The sequence below is a fragment of the Bacillus sp. EKM202B genome (assembly GCF_011066025.1).
Lineage (GTDB): Bacteria > Bacillota > Bacilli > Bacillales > Bacillaceae_G > Bacillus_A > Bacillus_A toyonensis.
The window spans coordinates 66,176-83,422 of sequence record NZ_JAAMNK010000010.1; the positions used below are offsets into that span (position 1 = coordinate 66,176).

Below are 17,247 nucleotides of genomic sequence, written 5' to 3' on the forward strand. Positions count from 1 at the left end.
TTATTTAGTATAGCCTACTTACATAATTAGTAAAAGTAAAATACGTATGTAAAATCTTACATATTTGAAAAAACAATATACTACTAACAAAAAAAGAAACTTATATCCTCCCTTTTTACAGATTATTAAAATTCATTACGAATGAATAACATACCGGAATTGTTCTAAGGTTATACCTTTATATTCCGGAGCTCTCTTTATATGATCAAAATAACTATTAGAGAATTTGAAAACATGTCCAAAATCCCAATCAAATTCACTATAGTCCTTTAGCCAAAATTGATTTTCAGTTGGTAATACGTGAGCACGTTTAGATTCAATTAAAGGCAAATGATCTATAGGAGAATGTAGATTTATTTCAGTATTCAGCATAAGTTTTTTACTAGCACGCAGTACGTATACTAGTTTTAAAAGCGGACGTATCCCTCGTTGAAATACATCTTTATGTCCTAAATCATACATTATATTAATTGCGTGGGAAAAAGTAAGCATATGGCCAATTAAATCATGATGTGATTCTGCTCTATAAATAACCTTAAACTCCGATAGTTCATTTAAAATAAACTTAGATAATTGTTTTGGATTTCTTAATTCACTTTGTATCTCGTCATATATACTTAATTGTTTAACTTCTTTCGTCGTAAAACCAATCCACGATCTACCAGGAATTGTTTTTTGAAATGATAATATAAGATCAGTTATCCCTTCTATCGCTTGATTATTTCCCCATTTTTGTAGCTCTTTCATAGCTAATAAACTTAATGCCGCATAAATGACGTTATGCCCGACCCAATGAAGTTCATCAATTGTATATTCCAATGATTTTATTATCTTTTTTTCAGCACTTTGAAAATCAATTTCTTCTTTACTATCGATGATTTCATCTAAGTTTTTCTTGTTCAGCATCATTTTTGTATGAGAATGCATATTACGAGCTATCTCTTCTTCAATATTATTATCCTTCATGAAAAAATAACTAGCAATTGCAGCTGCCCCGTAATGTGCATGCCAAATATCCTTTGTTTGTTTTTTGCATTGAGAAATAATTGAAAGGCCGCCTTTTAACACACTTTTATTTTCCATTTTCTATCCCCCATAATAAAACTCACTTTATATTCATCCTAAAGATGGCGTTAATACAAATAAAATGTGATTCGATTCATCACTTTTATTCAAAAATCGATGCTTCACGTTTGGTGGGATACGTACAACATCACCTTCTTCTAAAAAATATTCTTTTCCTTCTAATTCCACATAAACTTCCCCTTTCATGACAACCGCAATCTCTTCCTTATCTTCATGTGAATAGTGACTTTCCGTTGTGTTTGCTTTTTTATTTAAATCCATCATTAACATTTCAATACGTGCTTTCATAAAATCAGGTGTTAATACATCATATACAATGTGATCATTATTTTCCCGATATACTTTTTTTCGATCTTTTTTCTTAGAAATGAGTGAGTCTGTATCAATATCATTAATAAAAAGTGTAAATAGCGGCACATTTAATGCTTTCGCAATTAATTCCAATACATTTAAAGAAGGATTAGCATGTCCTCTTTCAATTTGGCTAATCAGTGACGTGCTGATCCCTGCATACTCAGCAAACTCACGAATTGTCATATTATTTTTCTTACGATAACTTAAAACAGTTTGTCCAAGTCGATAGTGAATCAAAATAACTACTCCCTTTCGTCCATCATAATGTATGTTTCATTCCCTTTGTGCTGACTTACTAAACAAGGGCAAATAATCCTTTTCTATCGTCTCCGAGACTTATATACTTACCTTTGTGTATTATATCGCATTAAGTATATTATAATAAACATTCTATCGGAGGGACAGACTTTGAAATCATCTATTTTTTCATATTTCATCTTATTTTTCGGTGTATTCGCCTTATCAACTTCAGCAATTTTTGTGAAATTGGCAGATGCTCCTGCGGCAATTATTGCTTTTTATCGATTATTATTTGCTACAGTAATTCTGTTACCGTTATTACTATTTAATAAAAGGAATCGAAACGAACTAAAAACATTAGCAAAAAAACAATGGGGATTCGGATTTCTATCCGGGCTATTTTTAGCTGCACATTATGTACTATGGTTTGAATCCTTACAATATACTTCCGTAGCAAGTTCTACAGTTATCGTAACGTTCCAACCTTTATTTTCAATGATTGGTGGTTACTTTTTATTTAAAGAGAGATTTACGAAAGGAGCGGTTATCGGTTGCCTCATTGCCATTTCAGGAAGTATCGTCATCGGTTGGCAAGATTTCCAAATTAGTGGCGACGCTTTATACGGAGATATTTTAGCATTTATGGCGGCCGGCATTATTACAGCTTACTTTTTCATTAGTCAACACATTCGTAAAGATTTATCTCTTATACCATATTCGGTAATTAGTTATGGAAGTAGCGCATGCTTTCTCGGTATATTTGCTTATATGCAGCAACAATCTTTCATTCATTACGCTACACAAACTTGGTTGTCCTTTATTGGACTAGCTTTCATTGCAACGATTTTAGGACAAACGATATTCAATTGGTTATTAAAATGGATGAGCGCTACTGTTATTTCAATGAGTATTTTAGGTGAAACAATTGGTACTTGTGTTCTAGCATACTTTATTTTGAGTGAAACCATTACTTTACAACAAGCACTAGGAATTTCAATTATTTTCATTGGATTAACATTATTTTTATTACAACCGAAACTAGCGAATCACACATGACAATTAAAAAAGCATGACATTGATTTGTCATGCTTTTACATATTAATTATGTACAATTAAACCATCAGGTCTAAAACGACTCATCATAATTTCATTTATAAACTTTCCGTGAGCCTTTAAATTCCCTACCTTTACCCCTTCTACTACAAACCCAAATTTTTCATATAGATCTTTTGCTTTCGGATTTGTTTCTAATACACCAAGTTCTACTCTCTCTAACATTAACCAATTATCAGCTAAATCAAGCATTTTTGTAAGAAGTGCTTTGCCAATACCTTTATTATGATATTCACTGTCTACCCCAATAAATAAATCGCCTGAATGAGATCTTCGTCCTGGACTTTGTGTTAAGCCAATAAAACCTACTACTTCCCCGTCATACTCTGCAACAAATTCAAATTGATTTGGTGCTAAGTTTCGAATTCTATTTTCCATAGCGTCTACACGCATGCTAGGTAAGAAAACCATATAAGGTAAAATCTCATCCTGTATACATATACGATGAATTGCTCTAGCATCTTGTATTTCTACTGCTCGTATGTTGATTTCCATATTCCTCCCCCTCCATATAAATAACAATATATTATCATTCTAGAAACCTATATTAAATCATTCCCCACCTGTATTTCTTTATGTTATTTCTACATAATTATTTTGGTATAACACTTAGTTTCCAAACACCTTACCCTAATAACCCTATACTTTAAATTTTCACCTTATTATATAGCTCAAGCAAATTCTCTATTGGAATACCATTTATTTCCATACCAGTTACATCACAATTTACTATTTCAATATTTTTCAGGTTACTATTATGCATTGTACTACCTTCCAAATCACAGTTTTCAAATGAAAGAGGTTCCTTCTCATCTCCAAGACTTGTATTTTTGAATTGCACTCCACCTAATGTCACCAAATTAAATGTACTACTAGAAAGATTTAAATCTGCATATGAAGACCTTCTAAAGTTTATATTCCTAAACTTTGATTGACTTACATTACAATTACTCATATTCATATGCATTATATTACTACCAACAAATGCACTATTTTTTAAATTTACTTGATAATATTCTGTATGAACTAAATTACAGTTTTCGTATTGACCATTTTTCATATCTTTATTTTTAATTAGGTTCTCTTCACCTGCACCTACATTTTTTCTTTTTACATAGCAATACTCATCTTCAGATTTAAAAATGATTTCATAGCCTATTTTTTTATAAAAATGATGATTATTAACTTGTCTACTAGATGTTTCAAGATCCCAAATCCTTATGTTCGGAAATTTTTCTTCTATTAACTTAATAATCCTTGATCCAATTCCTTTTCCTTGAAGAAAAGGCTCTACAAAAATACGATCGATTCTTCCGTACGATTTACCAGAGATCGTAACTATAATTCCCCCGATTATTTTTTCATCCATTATCACTTTGTAAGAATCCAATTCTTCAATTGAATATTTCATCATTTCAACTGAAGAATATCCTGGCGGTTGAATGTTATAATCAATTACATCATCTTGGCCGCATAACCACCGCTTCGCTTCTTCGTCAAATGTTCTTTTCATTATTTCTGTTAACTTTTCAGCATCTAAAATTGTAGCTTTTTCTATAGATATTATTGTCATTTTTATGTTCCCCTTCATCGTTACAATCTCATAACTTTTGTAATCTATATAGTTATAAAATAAAGAAAATTAAAATCAATCACTCTCTCTACTATTAAACTACAAATCAACCTATATTTTCCACTGTTACTTAGTATGAATGAATAAAAGGAAGAGAACATGTAATATACACATGTTCTCTTCTTTTTATTTTACGCCTATTCATTTTCAATTTTATATAATTAAAAATTTGATATTACTTAAAGCCACTCGTTACATGTATTAACTAGTTCCTGTAAATCCTCTATAAAACGACTCGCATGATATCCATCACAAACCGCATGATGTACTTGCAATGAAAAAGGTAGCATTACCTTGCTTCCATCATTGAAATATTTTCCGCAAGTTATAATTGGTAATAGAAAATCACCATCATTATTAATATTTAAATTAAATCCTGTAAAACTAGTCCAAGGTATCCCAGAAATCGGATAAACATTTGGCGGAATATTTTCTTTCGGGAAGAGACCATGAACATTAGCAAAACATTTCATATCCTCTTCATAGTTTTTATAGAAAATGTGGAAATCACTAGAATAATCCGTCCATATACTTGAAAAAGATTTATCACCTTTATGAAAGATTGTATAACTAGGTATCATTTCCTCCCAATACCCTAAAACTCCTTCATCATTAAAACATGTCCGAAATTCTTTATGTTTATTTATCATTCTAGAAATTATATAAATAAAAGTCGGATAAAATTTTATTTCCTTTTGATGTATTTTCTCTAGCATCATCGTAATATCAACATTTGCTGTCATACTAAACGAACACTTTAATTTTAAATAATGTTCAAAATACTGCTCTCTATTCCAATTTTCTCTGTCAATTACATGAAACTTCATTTCATTAGCCTCCTAAAATTTCATTTTTATTTTAGAAGGCTAATTTCCTTGTTTTCACCACACTTGTTCACTCCTTATAGTTTACATTTATACTCACGTTTTTATTTAATTATATAACATTTACAAAAATCCATTCACATATTTCTTGCAATCCATTCACATACTATTAATAATGTGAAACTTTAATCAGTGGGGGGCAGTTGATCCCCCACCTAACCTTCTTTGTTTTTGCCGAATTTTGAGGTGGAGGTCTTACTGCCCGTTAATGCGGGATAAATTAAATGACGTTTGGAGGATTCAAACATGCATGATAAAAATGAAAATAAAAAATTAAATGTTATCGAAAACACTACATCTATTCACAATAATAATACTGCAAATCTAACTAGCGAAGAACAAGCAATGAACGGCTTATACGGAATGCCCGAAACAACAATTGAAGATGCTGATCACGCTGCAGCTGATGATTTGACTTCAAAAAATTAATGAACTACATTGAAAAAAGCCAAGGAAAATATCCTCGGCTTTTTTAACTATGCATCCACCTTTTGTATTTCTTCACTCTTTCTTGAAAGTTTACCTGGCCAAAAAGCAAATCGGCCTAACACAACTGTAATTGCCGGTACAAGTAACGGTCTTACGATAAACGTATCAAGTAAAACTCCAATTGCGGTCACAATACCAAATTGAACTAAAACTTGAATTGGTAACGTACCTAACACCGCAAAAGTTCCTGCTAAAATTAAACCTGCGGATGTAATGACACTTCCTGTTTGTATAACACCATTTTTTACTGCATCCAAGTGATTTTGAGTCTTTCTGTTCTTCCATATTTCTGAAACCATAAAGATATTATAATCTTCACCTAAAGCAACTAAAAATACGAATGCGTATAGCGGTATCGCCCCTTGTATTGCCGGCGCTCCCATACCAAAGTGAAGTAATATCCATCCTGCTCCTAATGCAGAGAAGAATGATAAAACAACTGTTACTATTAAATAAATCATCGCTACAATTGATCGTAAGTAGACAAGTAATAGTAAAGCTATAATACTAATCATTACTGGAATAATAACTGCTTCATCACGTTCCGTAATTTGTTTTGTGTCATATAGTGACGCTGTTTCTCCACCAATCCACAATTGATCTTCAACATCATTAATCCCCACATCTTTTAATACTTTTTCTACACTATTTTTCAATTTAGGGATTTGATCTAGCGCTTCAATAGAGTACGGATTTTCCGCTAAAGAAATTTCATACATTTGTATTTGTTTATTTTCTTTTCCCTCTTTTGGCTCTTTCACTGTATTTACAAAAGAAAATTTCTCAATCTCTTGCTTAATTGGAAGCTCTTTTCCTTTCGTATTAACAACAACTTTTACTGGCGCTAGTTCCCCAGCTGAAAAATGATCACTAATTAACGTAAACCCTTCACGTGAAGGCATATCCTTCGGAAACGATTCTAAAAGGTCATATGTGTATTGAATACGTGGTACGAATGAAGCTAATCCACCTAATACAAACACAGTTAGCATAATTATTGTCCATGGTCTTCGTACTACAATATCTCCAATTTTATTACTAAAAGAGCCTTTTGATTTTTTAACTTTTATTACTTTCTGTTTCTTTCTTGCAAATTCCTCATTCATCGCAATTGTTCTTGGTATAAACGGAAAGAATGCAGCTCTGCCGAAAATTAATAAAAATGCAGGAAGAATTGTTAAAGCAGCAACCCCCATTATGAATACAGCAACACTGAATGGTACTGCAAATCGATGAAAGGCGCCGTAATGAGCAAGTAATAATGTTCCTAATCCAAGTACGACAGTTAATGCACTCATTATAATTGCCCCACCAGATGCTTTAATCGCAAGTTGCAGCGCTTTATATTTACTTTCTTCTTCTAACAAGTACTCTCTATATCTTGAAATTAAAAATAGACAATAGTCTGTACCCGCGCCAAACAATAATACGGTCATGATTGATATCGCTTGGGCATCTACTTTAATCCACCCATGATCAGCTAAAAAACCAAGTGTAGGACTAATAATACCGTATGCAAAGCCAACAACAAGTATAGGTAAAATTGCTAAAATTGGTGAACGGTAAAGTAAAATTAATAAGACCAATACTAATAGTACAGTAGCGACTAATAATTTCACATCAGCTTGACTAAATAAACTAACAGCATCTGTTTGAATACCTACAGGGCCAGATAATCGAACATGTAAACCAGAGTCCGTTATTTTTTGTTTAAATGGATCAACATCCACCTTACTATTCACTAGTATTCTTACATCTTCAAGATTTCCTTTTAATATATCCGTACCAGCTGATTTATTAAAGAATATCGGTGTGACAAATGATGTACCATCTTTTGATGCACTTTTTGATAATACTTGCTCTGGAATTGTATCAAATGGTGGTAACGTTGATTGTTCTTTTAAAGGGCTAGCTTTTAACTCTTTATAAACGTCCTGTATGAGTTTATAGTCTTTTGACTGTAATCCACCATCTCTATGCCATACTACTAACAACGGATTTCCTGCATTATTAGGAAACTCTTTTTTCATAAGTTCTTCCGCTTGCTGTGACATAGCTGTTTCAGGTAAATTTTTCGGATTTGGTTCTTTCGTACTATTTACTTGTGGCAACGTAAATGAAAGTACTAATGTAATAAGAATCCAAACTGATAAAGTTATCCATTGCGTATTCTTCCCTGCTACAATCCTCCCTAACATATGTAACGGGTGCTTTTTCATAAAAACCCACCTTCCTTTTTTCCTCCAATATTAATTATATATACTGGTCAGTTAATTAATCAAGAAAGATTAAAAATTATGTTATAATTATCTCAATAATAAATGTCAGGAGCGAATGTATTTGGAACAAAAACAACGTCCTCTCGGAAGACCTCGTCAAAATAAAAATACAAAATCTACAAAAGAAATAATTTTAGAAGTTGCAACTCGATTATTTCTTACTCAAAATTATCAAGTCGTTTCCATGGATGAGGTCGCGAAAGAATGCGGTGTTACGAAAGCAACCGTCTACTATTACTATTCTACAAAAGCTGATTTATTTACCGCTACTATGATTCAAATGATGATACGTATAAGAGAGAATATGGATCAAATACTTTCCACGAATAAAACTTTGGAAGAAAGGTTGTTAGACTTCGCTACAGTATACTTACACGCAACGATGGATATTGACATGAAGAACTTTATGAAAGATGCAAAACACTCTTTATCTGAAGAGCAGTTGAAAGAATTAAAAAATGCCGAAGATAACATGTATGAAGTGTTGGAAAAAGCACTTCATAACGCGATGCAACTTGGAGAAATAAGTAAAGGCAATCCTAAATTTGCTGCCCATGCTTTCGTATCTTTATTATCAATTGGGAATTTTAAGGATGAAAATCACAATCCTATTCTTGCAAATATAGATGAGTTAGCACAAGAAATCGTTTCTTTTTATTGGAACGGGTTAGGTCATTCGTATTAAATAAATTCCCTTTAATAAAAGGGCATATTTGAATTTTTCTCAAACATGCTCTTTTATCAATTACGTGTTTTATTTATATACTTACAATTAGATTATTCTTTAGCACAAATTCAAAATTTTTATTTACAAATTTTGAATTTGTGCATTTATATTCCCTTTACTTAATCCCCCATGGTAACAAACTACGGATTCAATATCTAGATTTAAATACTTCTTCAAAGACTGTTGTGCTTCCTGAACATCCAAAGTAGTTGGAGCATGAATTCCTCCTAACATTCCATTTACACTATACATTGAATCCCCAGCGATAAGAGTTTTACTTTGTTTCAAATATAAACTAATATGACCCGGCGTGTGTCCTGGCGTATGGAGAATTAGTATGCCACCGCAATACGGAAGTTCTTGTCCATCAATCACAGTATCACTCACTTTTCCTTTTGGTGGATTCTCCACATTTCCACCTTTCAATAAAGGTAAATCTCCTTCAATATATGGCTTATCTAGCTCGTGCGCATAAACTTTAATATTACTTCCGTAATTCTGCAACAACTTTGGAAGACTACCTATATGATCTATATCCTGATGCGTTAAAATCACGGCTTTTAATTTATCAAACGATACGCCAACTCTCTCCATCTCTACTTGTATATCTTCAATTTGTCCAGGGAAGCCAGTATCTATTAATACTGCCATTTCATCATCCCATAAAAGAATTGGGTGAATAATAAATCCTTGAAATTCAAGTTGTAACATTTCTACTCCTTTAGCAATCTCCATACAGCAATTCTCCTTTATACTGAAGTTTGAAAATATGTACGAGTAAACTGAAAATATAAAGCGCCGCTATCTTTTAAGGTGTTTTGTCATCCCAACAGAGAATACCTCAAACCCTATAGATTCATAGTAAGATTGCAATTTTTCCACACACATAAGTTGGGGAATAACTTTGTTTTGTTCACAGTGCTGGATTAATCGTTCCACTATTTCTTTTCCAATGCCAATGGACTGATATTTTGGCAATACACATACACCGCAAATAACGCCTGTTATTACACCATCTGATATAATACGCCCCATCCCAACTAACTCTTTATCATCAAAAGCATAAATTACATACCAACTTTGTTTACACATTTGTTCCAATTCATTCAGCGTTAAATTAAGAGAATTCCATTCTAAAGATTCATATAAGCTTAATAATCCATTGAAATCTGTTGGGTGTTTAATTGTGTAATTTATTCTATTATTCATGTAAATACTCCTTATTCCTTCGTTTGTTTGTATTTTATAAAATTCCCCTTATTAATATGAAATTAATTTAAATAAACTTCCATAAAAATAATAAAATTCCTACTCAACATAAAATAAAAAGAAGTTAACCTCACCTCAGTTAACTTCTTTTATAAAAATCTATTATTATATTATCAACCAAAAATCATACAGCTACAGAGGATAAGAACAAACAAAACTAATAAACCATTTGAGAAATAACCCATAGAATACTACCCCTTTATTTCATTATGTAAAAGATTTTATCATAAAATTATTTACAACATAATAACTGAAAAAGACATTGCATTCATTACTTACGTATATTTAGTAATATTTTAATTTTAGCCATATTCGCCTTTTCTAAAATCAATTCTCCTCCTCCTCTGCTTTAGTCCACATAATCTCAAAATAACAAATTAGTAAATGTTAATTTACTATAATAAGTTTAAACATTTGATTTATAGCTAAATTAGTAATAAAATAATGACTAAATCCAAAAAGGAAGCGAAAATAATGTCCCATAAAGAATTATTAAACGAATACATGAATTTATTATTAAATATGTCAGGTACTTTCAAATTACTATCAGAAAAATCCTCTGAATTTACACATTTAGAACAACACGTAGTGGAGTATCTCGCCCAGCAAAAAGTACCTGTAAATTCAAAGATGATTGCTAATTATTTAAACATTCCTAAGCAACAATTAAGTGTAACTGTACGTAATTTAAAACTAAACGGCTATATTGTAAAAAAACAAGATACGGTAGACAAAAGAGCTGTATTAATTTCTCTGACAGAAAAGGCTGAAAAGGTACATTATGAGAGATGGAAACAAATTTATAAAAATTTCACAGTAAACCTCGAAAAGTTATCTGAAGAAGATAGGCGGGATTTAACTTACGGACTATATAAAACAAATACAATGCTCTCAAAAATGTTACATAACGACTAAATATATTGTTTATGATTAAACGGAGGATGTTTCATGGTTAAAGAATTAGATTTACAATCCGTACAAGGTACGATGCTTATTCCCCTATGGGGAAGAGCATATGGCAGTGAGAAGAATAAGGATATTTTAGATGATACAGAGGCTATTCGAATAATTAAAGAATGCGATTTTGACTTCTCAACAATAGCAAATACATTTGGCGAATACGGATGTATCACATACATTACTCGTGCACGAAAAATTGATGATGCGATAAAACAATTTATAGCAAAACACCCGAACGCCACTATAGTAAATATCGGTTCAGGACTAGATACTACTTTTTCAAGAATTGATAACGGTACAATACATTGGTATAACCTTGATTTACCCGATGCAATCTCTTTTCGCAAGACTTTAATTGACGATACACCTAGGAATATTAGCATCACTAAATCATTTTTTGATACCTCTTGGTTTGACGATATAAGATATGATCCAAACGACGGTATTCTTTTTATATCAGCAGGTGTATTTTATTACTTTAAAGAAGAAGATTTAAAAGAGATCATAGTTGCTATGTCAAAACGTTTTCCTGGAGGAGAGCTATATTTTGATGCTGAATCAAAATTCGCACTGAACCTTTCGAATGCAACTGTAAAAAAATCTGGCAATAACGGCGCGATGATGTATTTTTATGTAAACAATCTAAAATCAATAGAAAAATGGTCTTCAAACATAAAAATATTAAGCTGCTCCCCTTTCTTTAAAGGTATACCTACAAATAAAGATTGGGATGGTAGTACACGTATTATGATGCGAATTGTAAACGCAATAAAGATGTTGAAGTTTGTTCATTTGCGGTTTAAAAAATAATAAATAAAGAAGACCTCAATACATTTATATTTAGGTTATACATGTTAAACATAAGAAAAAGGCAGGAACATATTTGATATGTTTCTGCCTTTTTCTTATGGGGTACCGATACATAGTCATCTAGCTATGAAAAGCAACTACCTCAAAATGAGAAATTTGGCATCTTAACACCCCTCAAGTGGCTTTTGTATATAATACATTTTAAATTTAATTTTTCTTGATAAATCAAAGATTTCCTGGCATACTCTTAAAATTATTTATGCACGAATAAAATCTCTTCGTAAACGTCCAATTGCACTAAAATATACAAAAATTGAGAAATATGAAAAAGACACTCTTATGAGTGCCCTTCATAGCAACTAAGTCCGCTGCAGCTTTTACCATAACCCATATGAATTTCGCCTGTAAGAGGGAATTTTAAATTCATATTTAATTATTAAAATAAACCGCACCAAAGTTTTCATTAAATCTTTTACACCAAACAGAAACCGAACCATATTCACTTACATCTATCCCTTCAGGAATTTCGTAGTTTTGGTCTCCTTTATTTCCCTTTAATTTTCCTAATTCAATATACTGATAGTTTTTTACGTCTTCATTATTTTTCAAACGATTTGTAGGAACTAATACAACTCGTACATCTGGCCCATTTGATGTTGCAAAATTAGAAAGTCGTAAAACACGTTTTCCATCCGCTAATTGGTGAATTTTTGCCGTTCCAGTTGTTTCATGGACACCGTTTTGAAACTGACCTTCCCTTATTACTCGATCACTTTGTTGCCTTACTTCAGTTGATTGTATCTCTGCTTGTGGCAATGATTCATTTACGTGCTTATCAATAAATAATTTCTCTGGTCGGAACAATGACCATAAAATCCCCAATACAATTATTAAACCACCTATAAGCCATACATATTTTCTTTTCATATAGTAAAAAACCTCCTGTAACATACTGTGTAGTAGTATGTTAACAAGAAGGTCTTTCATTTTTCTAACGTAAATGTTACAAAAGTCTTTCAGCCATCTTATTTTTTTACTGATGTGATGGGAAGAGTGAACCAAAATTCACTTCCCTGCTTACCATCTGCGCGATTCCTTACACCAATTTCCCCTTTGTGCATTTCAATTAATGATTTTGCAATAGCTAATCCAAGTCCGGAACCTCCAGATTGTGAACTTCTTGATCGATCTGTTCTAAAAAAACGTTCAAATACACGTAATTGATCATTTGGAGAAATTCCCATTCCTTCATCCCGCATAGTGAATTGGACCTGTTGAGTTGATTTATTTTCCACTACAGTCAATTCAATTGTTCCAAAGATAGGAGAATATCGAATTGCATTATGTAATAAATTACCTATGACCCTTTCAATTTTACAAGGCATAATCAAAAGTCGAGGTAATGTATCAGGGACATCCAATTGCACATGGATTTGTTTGTCTCCTAATAAGACAGAATGTGACTCTAATACATCTAATAGAACTTTATCTAAATGTGTGAAACTTGGGTGAAAATCTACTTGCTCAAACTCTAACTTTGAAAGATCAAATAAGTCGTTAATTAATCCATTTAATCTTTCTATTTCTTTTAAAACCGTTGCCAAGTATTGCTTTTTTATTTCAGGATCTTCAATCAGGTTATCTTGTAATGCTTCTATCATCATTTGCATGCTCGCCATAGGTGTTCGTAAGTCGTGTGAGATATTGGTAATTAGCTCCTTACGAGAGTTTTCCTGTTCCTCTAACTTAGTAAACCCTTCTTCTAATTTTTTTGCCATCTGTTGAAAAGCTGTTGCCAATTCTTTAAACTCACGTGGTTCTTGCCCAATTATATACATCGTTTCAAAGTGTCTATCACTAAATTGTTTCGTCAATTTTATTAAATTTTGTATAGATTTCATGATAGGACGTGTCATTAACCAATAAATAAACGTTGAAATAATGAATGCCACAAATGCAATTACTGTTAATAACCGCGTTTGTTCCGGTTCAAGTAACATTTTCGTCTCACTATACCATATAGCAATTACCATAATACTAGTACTTAATAGATTCATGAGTAACAATTGAATACGTAATCTCATGTTTCATTTCCTCCATTTGGCTCAAAGCGATATCCTATACCCCAAACCGTATGAATCCAACGATTCTTTATCGTATGCTTTTCGAGCTTTTCACGTAAACGACTCACTAACACGGTAACTGTGTTTGATGCTCCTTCATGTCCAAAATCCCAAATTAATTCAAGAAGCTGCGAGCGAGAAAATACTTGTTTTGGATGCTTTGCCATGAGATAAAGTACCTCAAACTCTTTCACCGTTAACTCCACTTCCTTATCACAAACAAGTACATATCTTGTCTTTGGATATATTTTTAAATCTGGAAACTCTATCACTTCCAATAGAGATTCTTTCGCTTGTATTGGTACATGGCTTCCTCTTCTTAGTATAATTTGAACCCTTAATACTAATTCACGAGGGGAAAATGGCTTTGTTAAATAATCATCTGCCCCCATTGTTAAGCCTAAAATTCGATCCCTTTCCTCTCCCTTAGCAGTTAACATAATAATAGGGACATTTGACTGTTGACGAATTTCCTCGCATAATTCCCATCCATCTTTTTTTGGCATCATCAAATCTAATATAATTAAATCTGGTTGATGTGTAAGAAATAAATCCCAACCTTCTTTACCATTTACAGCGGTATAAACTTCATATTCTTCTCTTTCTAAATACCGTTTGCATACTTCTCGAATATTTTCTTCATCTTCTACAATTAAAATTCTTTTCTTCATATACTATCCTCACTTCTTTTTCACCAATAACACAAAATTTATTGTTTCTATTATCCAATGAAAATTCAGAAAATAAATTTTGTAATACAGATAGTAATCTTAACATTTGATTACTTATATGACTAGATAGGTATTTAAAATAGTAGTTACTAAATTATATAAATTAAAAGGAATGAGTCCGATTCAACATCGAACTCATTCCTTATTAGTAACCTAAATTATTGTATCTAACTTTTCGGATTCAATTCATTTCTGGTTCTCTTTTCAAACTTAGCAGCAGAACTGTTACCTATTACTGAACTCTTGATAGATTCCATGCTATAGTATCAGTCCCATTCTCTCCATTACCATATTTCATATAATCGATTAAATATCCTACCTTTAACTTGTTACCATTAGATAGTATGTTCCATTGCTTATGGTATCCAGTGAAATTCTTTGGATATGCATGATTAAATTTAAAAGTACTTGCATTCTGTTTTTGATCTAAATGGATATAACTATCTTGAAGTTTTAAATATGCATAATCTGAATAAATAGGATTTCGAAATTTAATTAATACCTCTTCATCCTTTTTAATTGGTTTTCCAGGTTTAGGTTGACCTACTCTTTCAATAATTACATTCACTTTTTCATCGCTAGATTTTTCAGCCCAAAGATACTCCCATTTATTCCCGGCATGATGACTTCCCCAATAAGCTGTATTTCCATATGAAGCTACGGTATAAGGAACCCCTTCTGTAACAAATTCACCTGAATTATCTACTACATAATCTTCAAATTCTTTATTAGCTTTAATTTCAGTATCAATCTTTTGTGTAGGGGTTAGATTGTGTGCGTCATTGATTTCAAATGTAACTTTTCTGTGCGCAGCAATTTCAGATTTAATAGGGTGTATATTTTCTCTAGACTCATATGTAAATCCATTCTCACGTTTAACTAGTGTTACTGTTTGTGACGGAGCATTCCATTTCTTACTATAAGTAGTAGGAATCTCTTTACTCACACCAAATAAACCAGGTAAAATTGTTGCCCTAATCTTTTGCATCACAGAATCATAACTACCTTCTACTAATGTTGGTTGCTGTAGTTTTGCAAAAGCACCATGTACAGAGTCTTTATGTAAATAACCGCGATCTCCCTGTCCAGCTTTTAAATCGTTCAATGCATCAGTTCCATTATTAGCTGAAACTACTGATACGTTATTAGTACTTTTAGCCTTGTTTACAATATGATTTACTTTTTTCTTATCTATATTTACATGTTGAAAAACTTCGTTATAGGATAAAACTGGCTTATCAGCAAGGGATTTGTCTTTAGGAGTATATACCCTAAACTTTGGTATATTTCCTATATCTGTTTCTAATTGTTCAGTAGCTGCATTTACTCTAGACTCATATCTCCCTGAATCCCCCAAATGCATAATTTCTTCACCTTTTTCAATAGATAAATCCATTGTACTTGTAGGTAAAACTTCAATCGAAAGAAGTTCCCCTTGTTCAACAGCTTTCAATTCATCCAAAGATAAGACAATATTCGCATCTGCTTGTCCTTCTAAACTGTCAATTACTACTTCTGTTTTATTCCGTCCACCTTTTTCTGTACTTAAATAGTTTGCTTTATAACGATCTTGTGTTGCCTTTACAGTATTAATAATTTTGTTTCCTAAACGAATATTAAAATGAGGCGAAACATTTTCAGCGGATGCTGTTCCTACATTCTTATATTCCAAATGTACCCGTAATTTTGCTGCGTTCGCTGTATCCACAGTTGTTGCAGTAGACCAATCAAAATTATTTGTATAACTCTCCGTTTCCGTAGTTGTTTTTGAATATCCGTATCCCACATTTGCTGAAACACTTCCGGAAGGAACAGGACCGGCTGCTGAGCCTTCTACACCACCTGAACCACTTAAACCTACATTAAATGAATGTTGTGTAGATACACTTTTTTCCCATCCTCTGCTAACTGATCCGCCATTATTATCCGTAATGGTTGCAATAGGAATTACTTCAATTCGTTTGACACCAATTTGCAAATTCGGCATGTTGGCAACTATCGGATTGAAATTAGTATCAGAATCGTTGTTATAATTCTCAACCTCATACATATCAGTAAAAGGATCACCATCCGTATTTGCATTCATAGGATTCGATATAAATTTTGGTTTCCCTTTATCCTTCTCGGGATCCCATGCTTTCGCTTCATTTTTTCCAGTTTGTGAATTGAATTCAATTTTATATCCATTCATCTCTAAGTCGTTAGAAATACCATCTTTATCCCAATCGTTGTTTGCCATTTCAATGTTTTGTGTAATGAGTGAACCTATTTCCCCATCAGATCCGAGCGTGAAATTCTTATCTTCTTTTTTTACATTTGCATTCTCTTTGAATATTTCAACTGTACCTCCTGGATTCGGTTGTTTTACATCTGCAAAAGCAGGAGATGCTAAAGTCAGTGCCATCGATACACTACCTAATACACTAATTGCTGGCTTCAATTGTTTCATTGTTATTTTTCCTCCTTGGTTTCTAGGTCAATTAGAACACCTACTAGTAAGATTAATTTCATCATATATAACAAATCTTTCTTTTCTCTCTCATAACTGT

17 protein-coding genes are annotated in these 17,247 nt (G+C 32.3%); 5 read left to right on the forward strand and 12 right to left on the reverse strand.

Features of this window, described 5'->3' with window-relative positions; genetic code table 11:
• Positions 1 to 135 precede the first annotated feature (135 nt).
• Both G9F74_RS14455 and G9F74_RS14460 read right to left on the reverse strand, forming a co-directional pair.
• Complete coding sequence (locus G9F74_RS14455; RefSeq protein WP_016108378.1) at positions 136 to 1,083, reverse strand: hypothetical protein; 948 nt, start codon at positions 1,081 to 1,083, stop codon at positions 136 to 138.
• A gap of 33 nt (positions 1,084 to 1,116) precedes the next feature.
• Positions 1,117 to 1,677, reverse strand: a complete 561-nt coding sequence (locus tag G9F74_RS14460) for a helix-turn-helix domain-containing protein (protein WP_000582249.1) — start codon at positions 1,675 to 1,677, stop codon at positions 1,117 to 1,119.
• A 171-nt stretch (positions 1,678 to 1,848) separates the two neighbouring features.
• Between G9F74_RS14460 and G9F74_RS14465 the strand changes: the two genes are divergently transcribed.
• Positions 1,849 to 2,736, forward strand: coding sequence for a DMT family transporter (locus G9F74_RS14465; RefSeq protein WP_016108377.1), 888 nt, complete (start codon positions 1,849 to 1,851; stop codon positions 2,734 to 2,736).
• Between the two features lie 42 nt (positions 2,737 to 2,778).
• On the opposite strand, the gene G9F74_RS14470 is transcribed toward G9F74_RS14465, so the two are convergent.
• From G9F74_RS14470 to catA, 3 genes are all read right to left on the reverse strand, one after another.
• A complete protein-coding gene (locus G9F74_RS14470) occupies positions 2,779 to 3,288 on the reverse strand; it encodes a GNAT family N-acetyltransferase (RefSeq protein WP_016108376.1) in 510 nt (169 codons plus the stop codon).
• A gap of 151 nt (positions 3,289 to 3,439) precedes the next feature.
• The gene (locus G9F74_RS14475; protein ID WP_131202431.1) at positions 3,440 to 4,384 is read right to left on the reverse strand and encodes a GNAT family N-acetyltransferase; all 945 of its coding nucleotides are present in this window, start codon (positions 4,382 to 4,384) and stop codon (positions 3,440 to 3,442) included.
• 221 nt (positions 4,385 to 4,605) lie between these two features.
• Positions 4,606 to 5,253: a type A chloramphenicol O-acetyltransferase gene (gene catA / locus G9F74_RS14480; protein ID WP_000668560.1), complete on the reverse strand. Its 648-nt coding sequence runs from the start codon at positions 5,251 to 5,253 to the stop codon at positions 4,606 to 4,608.
• A gap of 303 nt (positions 5,254 to 5,556) precedes the next feature.
• On the opposite strand from catA, the gene G9F74_RS14485 reads away from it, so the two are divergent.
• Complete coding sequence (locus G9F74_RS14485) at positions 5,557 to 5,739, forward strand: DUF4021 domain-containing protein (protein ID WP_016108374.1); 183 nt, start codon at positions 5,557 to 5,559, stop codon at positions 5,737 to 5,739.
• A 47-nt stretch (positions 5,740 to 5,786) separates the two neighbouring features.
• Here the strand turns inward: G9F74_RS14485 and G9F74_RS14490 are convergent, their stop codons facing one another.
• Positions 5,787 to 8,018 carry an MMPL family transporter gene (locus G9F74_RS14490; RefSeq protein ID WP_016108373.1) on the reverse strand — a complete coding sequence of 744 codons (2,232 nt, stop codon included), beginning with the start codon at positions 8,016 to 8,018 and terminating at the stop codon, positions 5,787 to 5,789.
• A gap of 121 nt (positions 8,019 to 8,139) precedes the next feature.
• On the opposite strand from G9F74_RS14490, the gene G9F74_RS14495 reads away from it, so the two are divergent.
• Positions 8,140 to 8,763, forward strand: a complete 624-nt coding sequence (locus tag G9F74_RS14495) for a TetR/AcrR family transcriptional regulator (protein WP_000436003.1) — start codon at positions 8,140 to 8,142, stop codon at positions 8,761 to 8,763.
• A 123-nt stretch (positions 8,764 to 8,886) separates the two neighbouring features.
• Here the strand turns inward: G9F74_RS14495 and G9F74_RS14500 are convergent, their stop codons facing one another.
• Both G9F74_RS14500 and G9F74_RS14505 read right to left on the reverse strand, forming a co-directional pair.
• On the reverse strand, positions 8,887 to 9,540 hold the full coding sequence (locus G9F74_RS14500) for an MBL fold metallo-hydrolase (protein WP_016108372.1): 654 nt from the start codon (positions 9,538 to 9,540) through the stop codon (positions 8,887 to 8,889).
• A 66-nt stretch (positions 9,541 to 9,606) separates the two neighbouring features.
• The gene (locus tag G9F74_RS14505) at positions 9,607 to 10,014 is read right to left on the reverse strand and encodes a GNAT family N-acetyltransferase (RefSeq protein ID WP_001065229.1); all 408 of its coding nucleotides are present in this window, start codon (positions 10,012 to 10,014) and stop codon (positions 9,607 to 9,609) included.
• A gap of 534 nt (positions 10,015 to 10,548) precedes the next feature.
• Between G9F74_RS14505 and G9F74_RS14510 the strand changes: the two genes are divergently transcribed.
• Positions 10,549 to 10,989, forward strand: coding sequence for a MarR family winged helix-turn-helix transcriptional regulator (locus G9F74_RS14510; protein WP_016108371.1), 441 nt, complete (start codon positions 10,549 to 10,551; stop codon positions 10,987 to 10,989).
• 33 nt (positions 10,990 to 11,022) lie between these two features.
• Complete coding sequence (locus tag G9F74_RS14515; protein WP_016108370.1) at positions 11,023 to 11,844, forward strand: class I SAM-dependent methyltransferase; 822 nt, start codon at positions 11,023 to 11,025, stop codon at positions 11,842 to 11,844.
• A 429-nt stretch (positions 11,845 to 12,273) separates the two neighbouring features.
• Here the strand turns inward: G9F74_RS14515 and G9F74_RS14520 are convergent, their stop codons facing one another.
• From G9F74_RS14520 to G9F74_RS14535, 4 genes are all read right to left on the reverse strand, one after another.
• The gene (locus tag G9F74_RS14520; RefSeq protein WP_000824733.1) at positions 12,274 to 12,771 is read right to left on the reverse strand and encodes a DM13 domain-containing protein; all 498 of its coding nucleotides are present in this window, start codon (positions 12,769 to 12,771) and stop codon (positions 12,274 to 12,276) included.
• Positions 12,772 to 12,869: 98 nt separating this feature from the next.
• Positions 12,870 to 13,928: a sensor histidine kinase gene (locus G9F74_RS14525; RefSeq protein ID WP_016108369.1), complete on the reverse strand. Its 1,059-nt coding sequence runs from the start codon at positions 13,926 to 13,928 to the stop codon at positions 12,870 to 12,872.
• On the reverse strand, positions 13,925 to 14,638 hold the full coding sequence (locus G9F74_RS14530; RefSeq protein WP_000746049.1) for a response regulator transcription factor: 714 nt from the start codon (positions 14,636 to 14,638) through the stop codon (positions 13,925 to 13,927). The genes G9F74_RS14525 and G9F74_RS14530 overlap by 4 nt, the downstream gene beginning before the upstream one ends.
• 292 nt (positions 14,639 to 14,930) lie before the next feature.
• Positions 14,931 to 17,147 (reverse strand): binary toxin-like calcium binding domain-containing protein, encoded by a 2,217-nt coding sequence (locus G9F74_RS14535; protein WP_016108367.1) that lies wholly within the window; start codon positions 17,145 to 17,147, stop codon positions 14,931 to 14,933.
• Positions 17,148 to 17,247 lie beyond the last annotated feature (100 nt).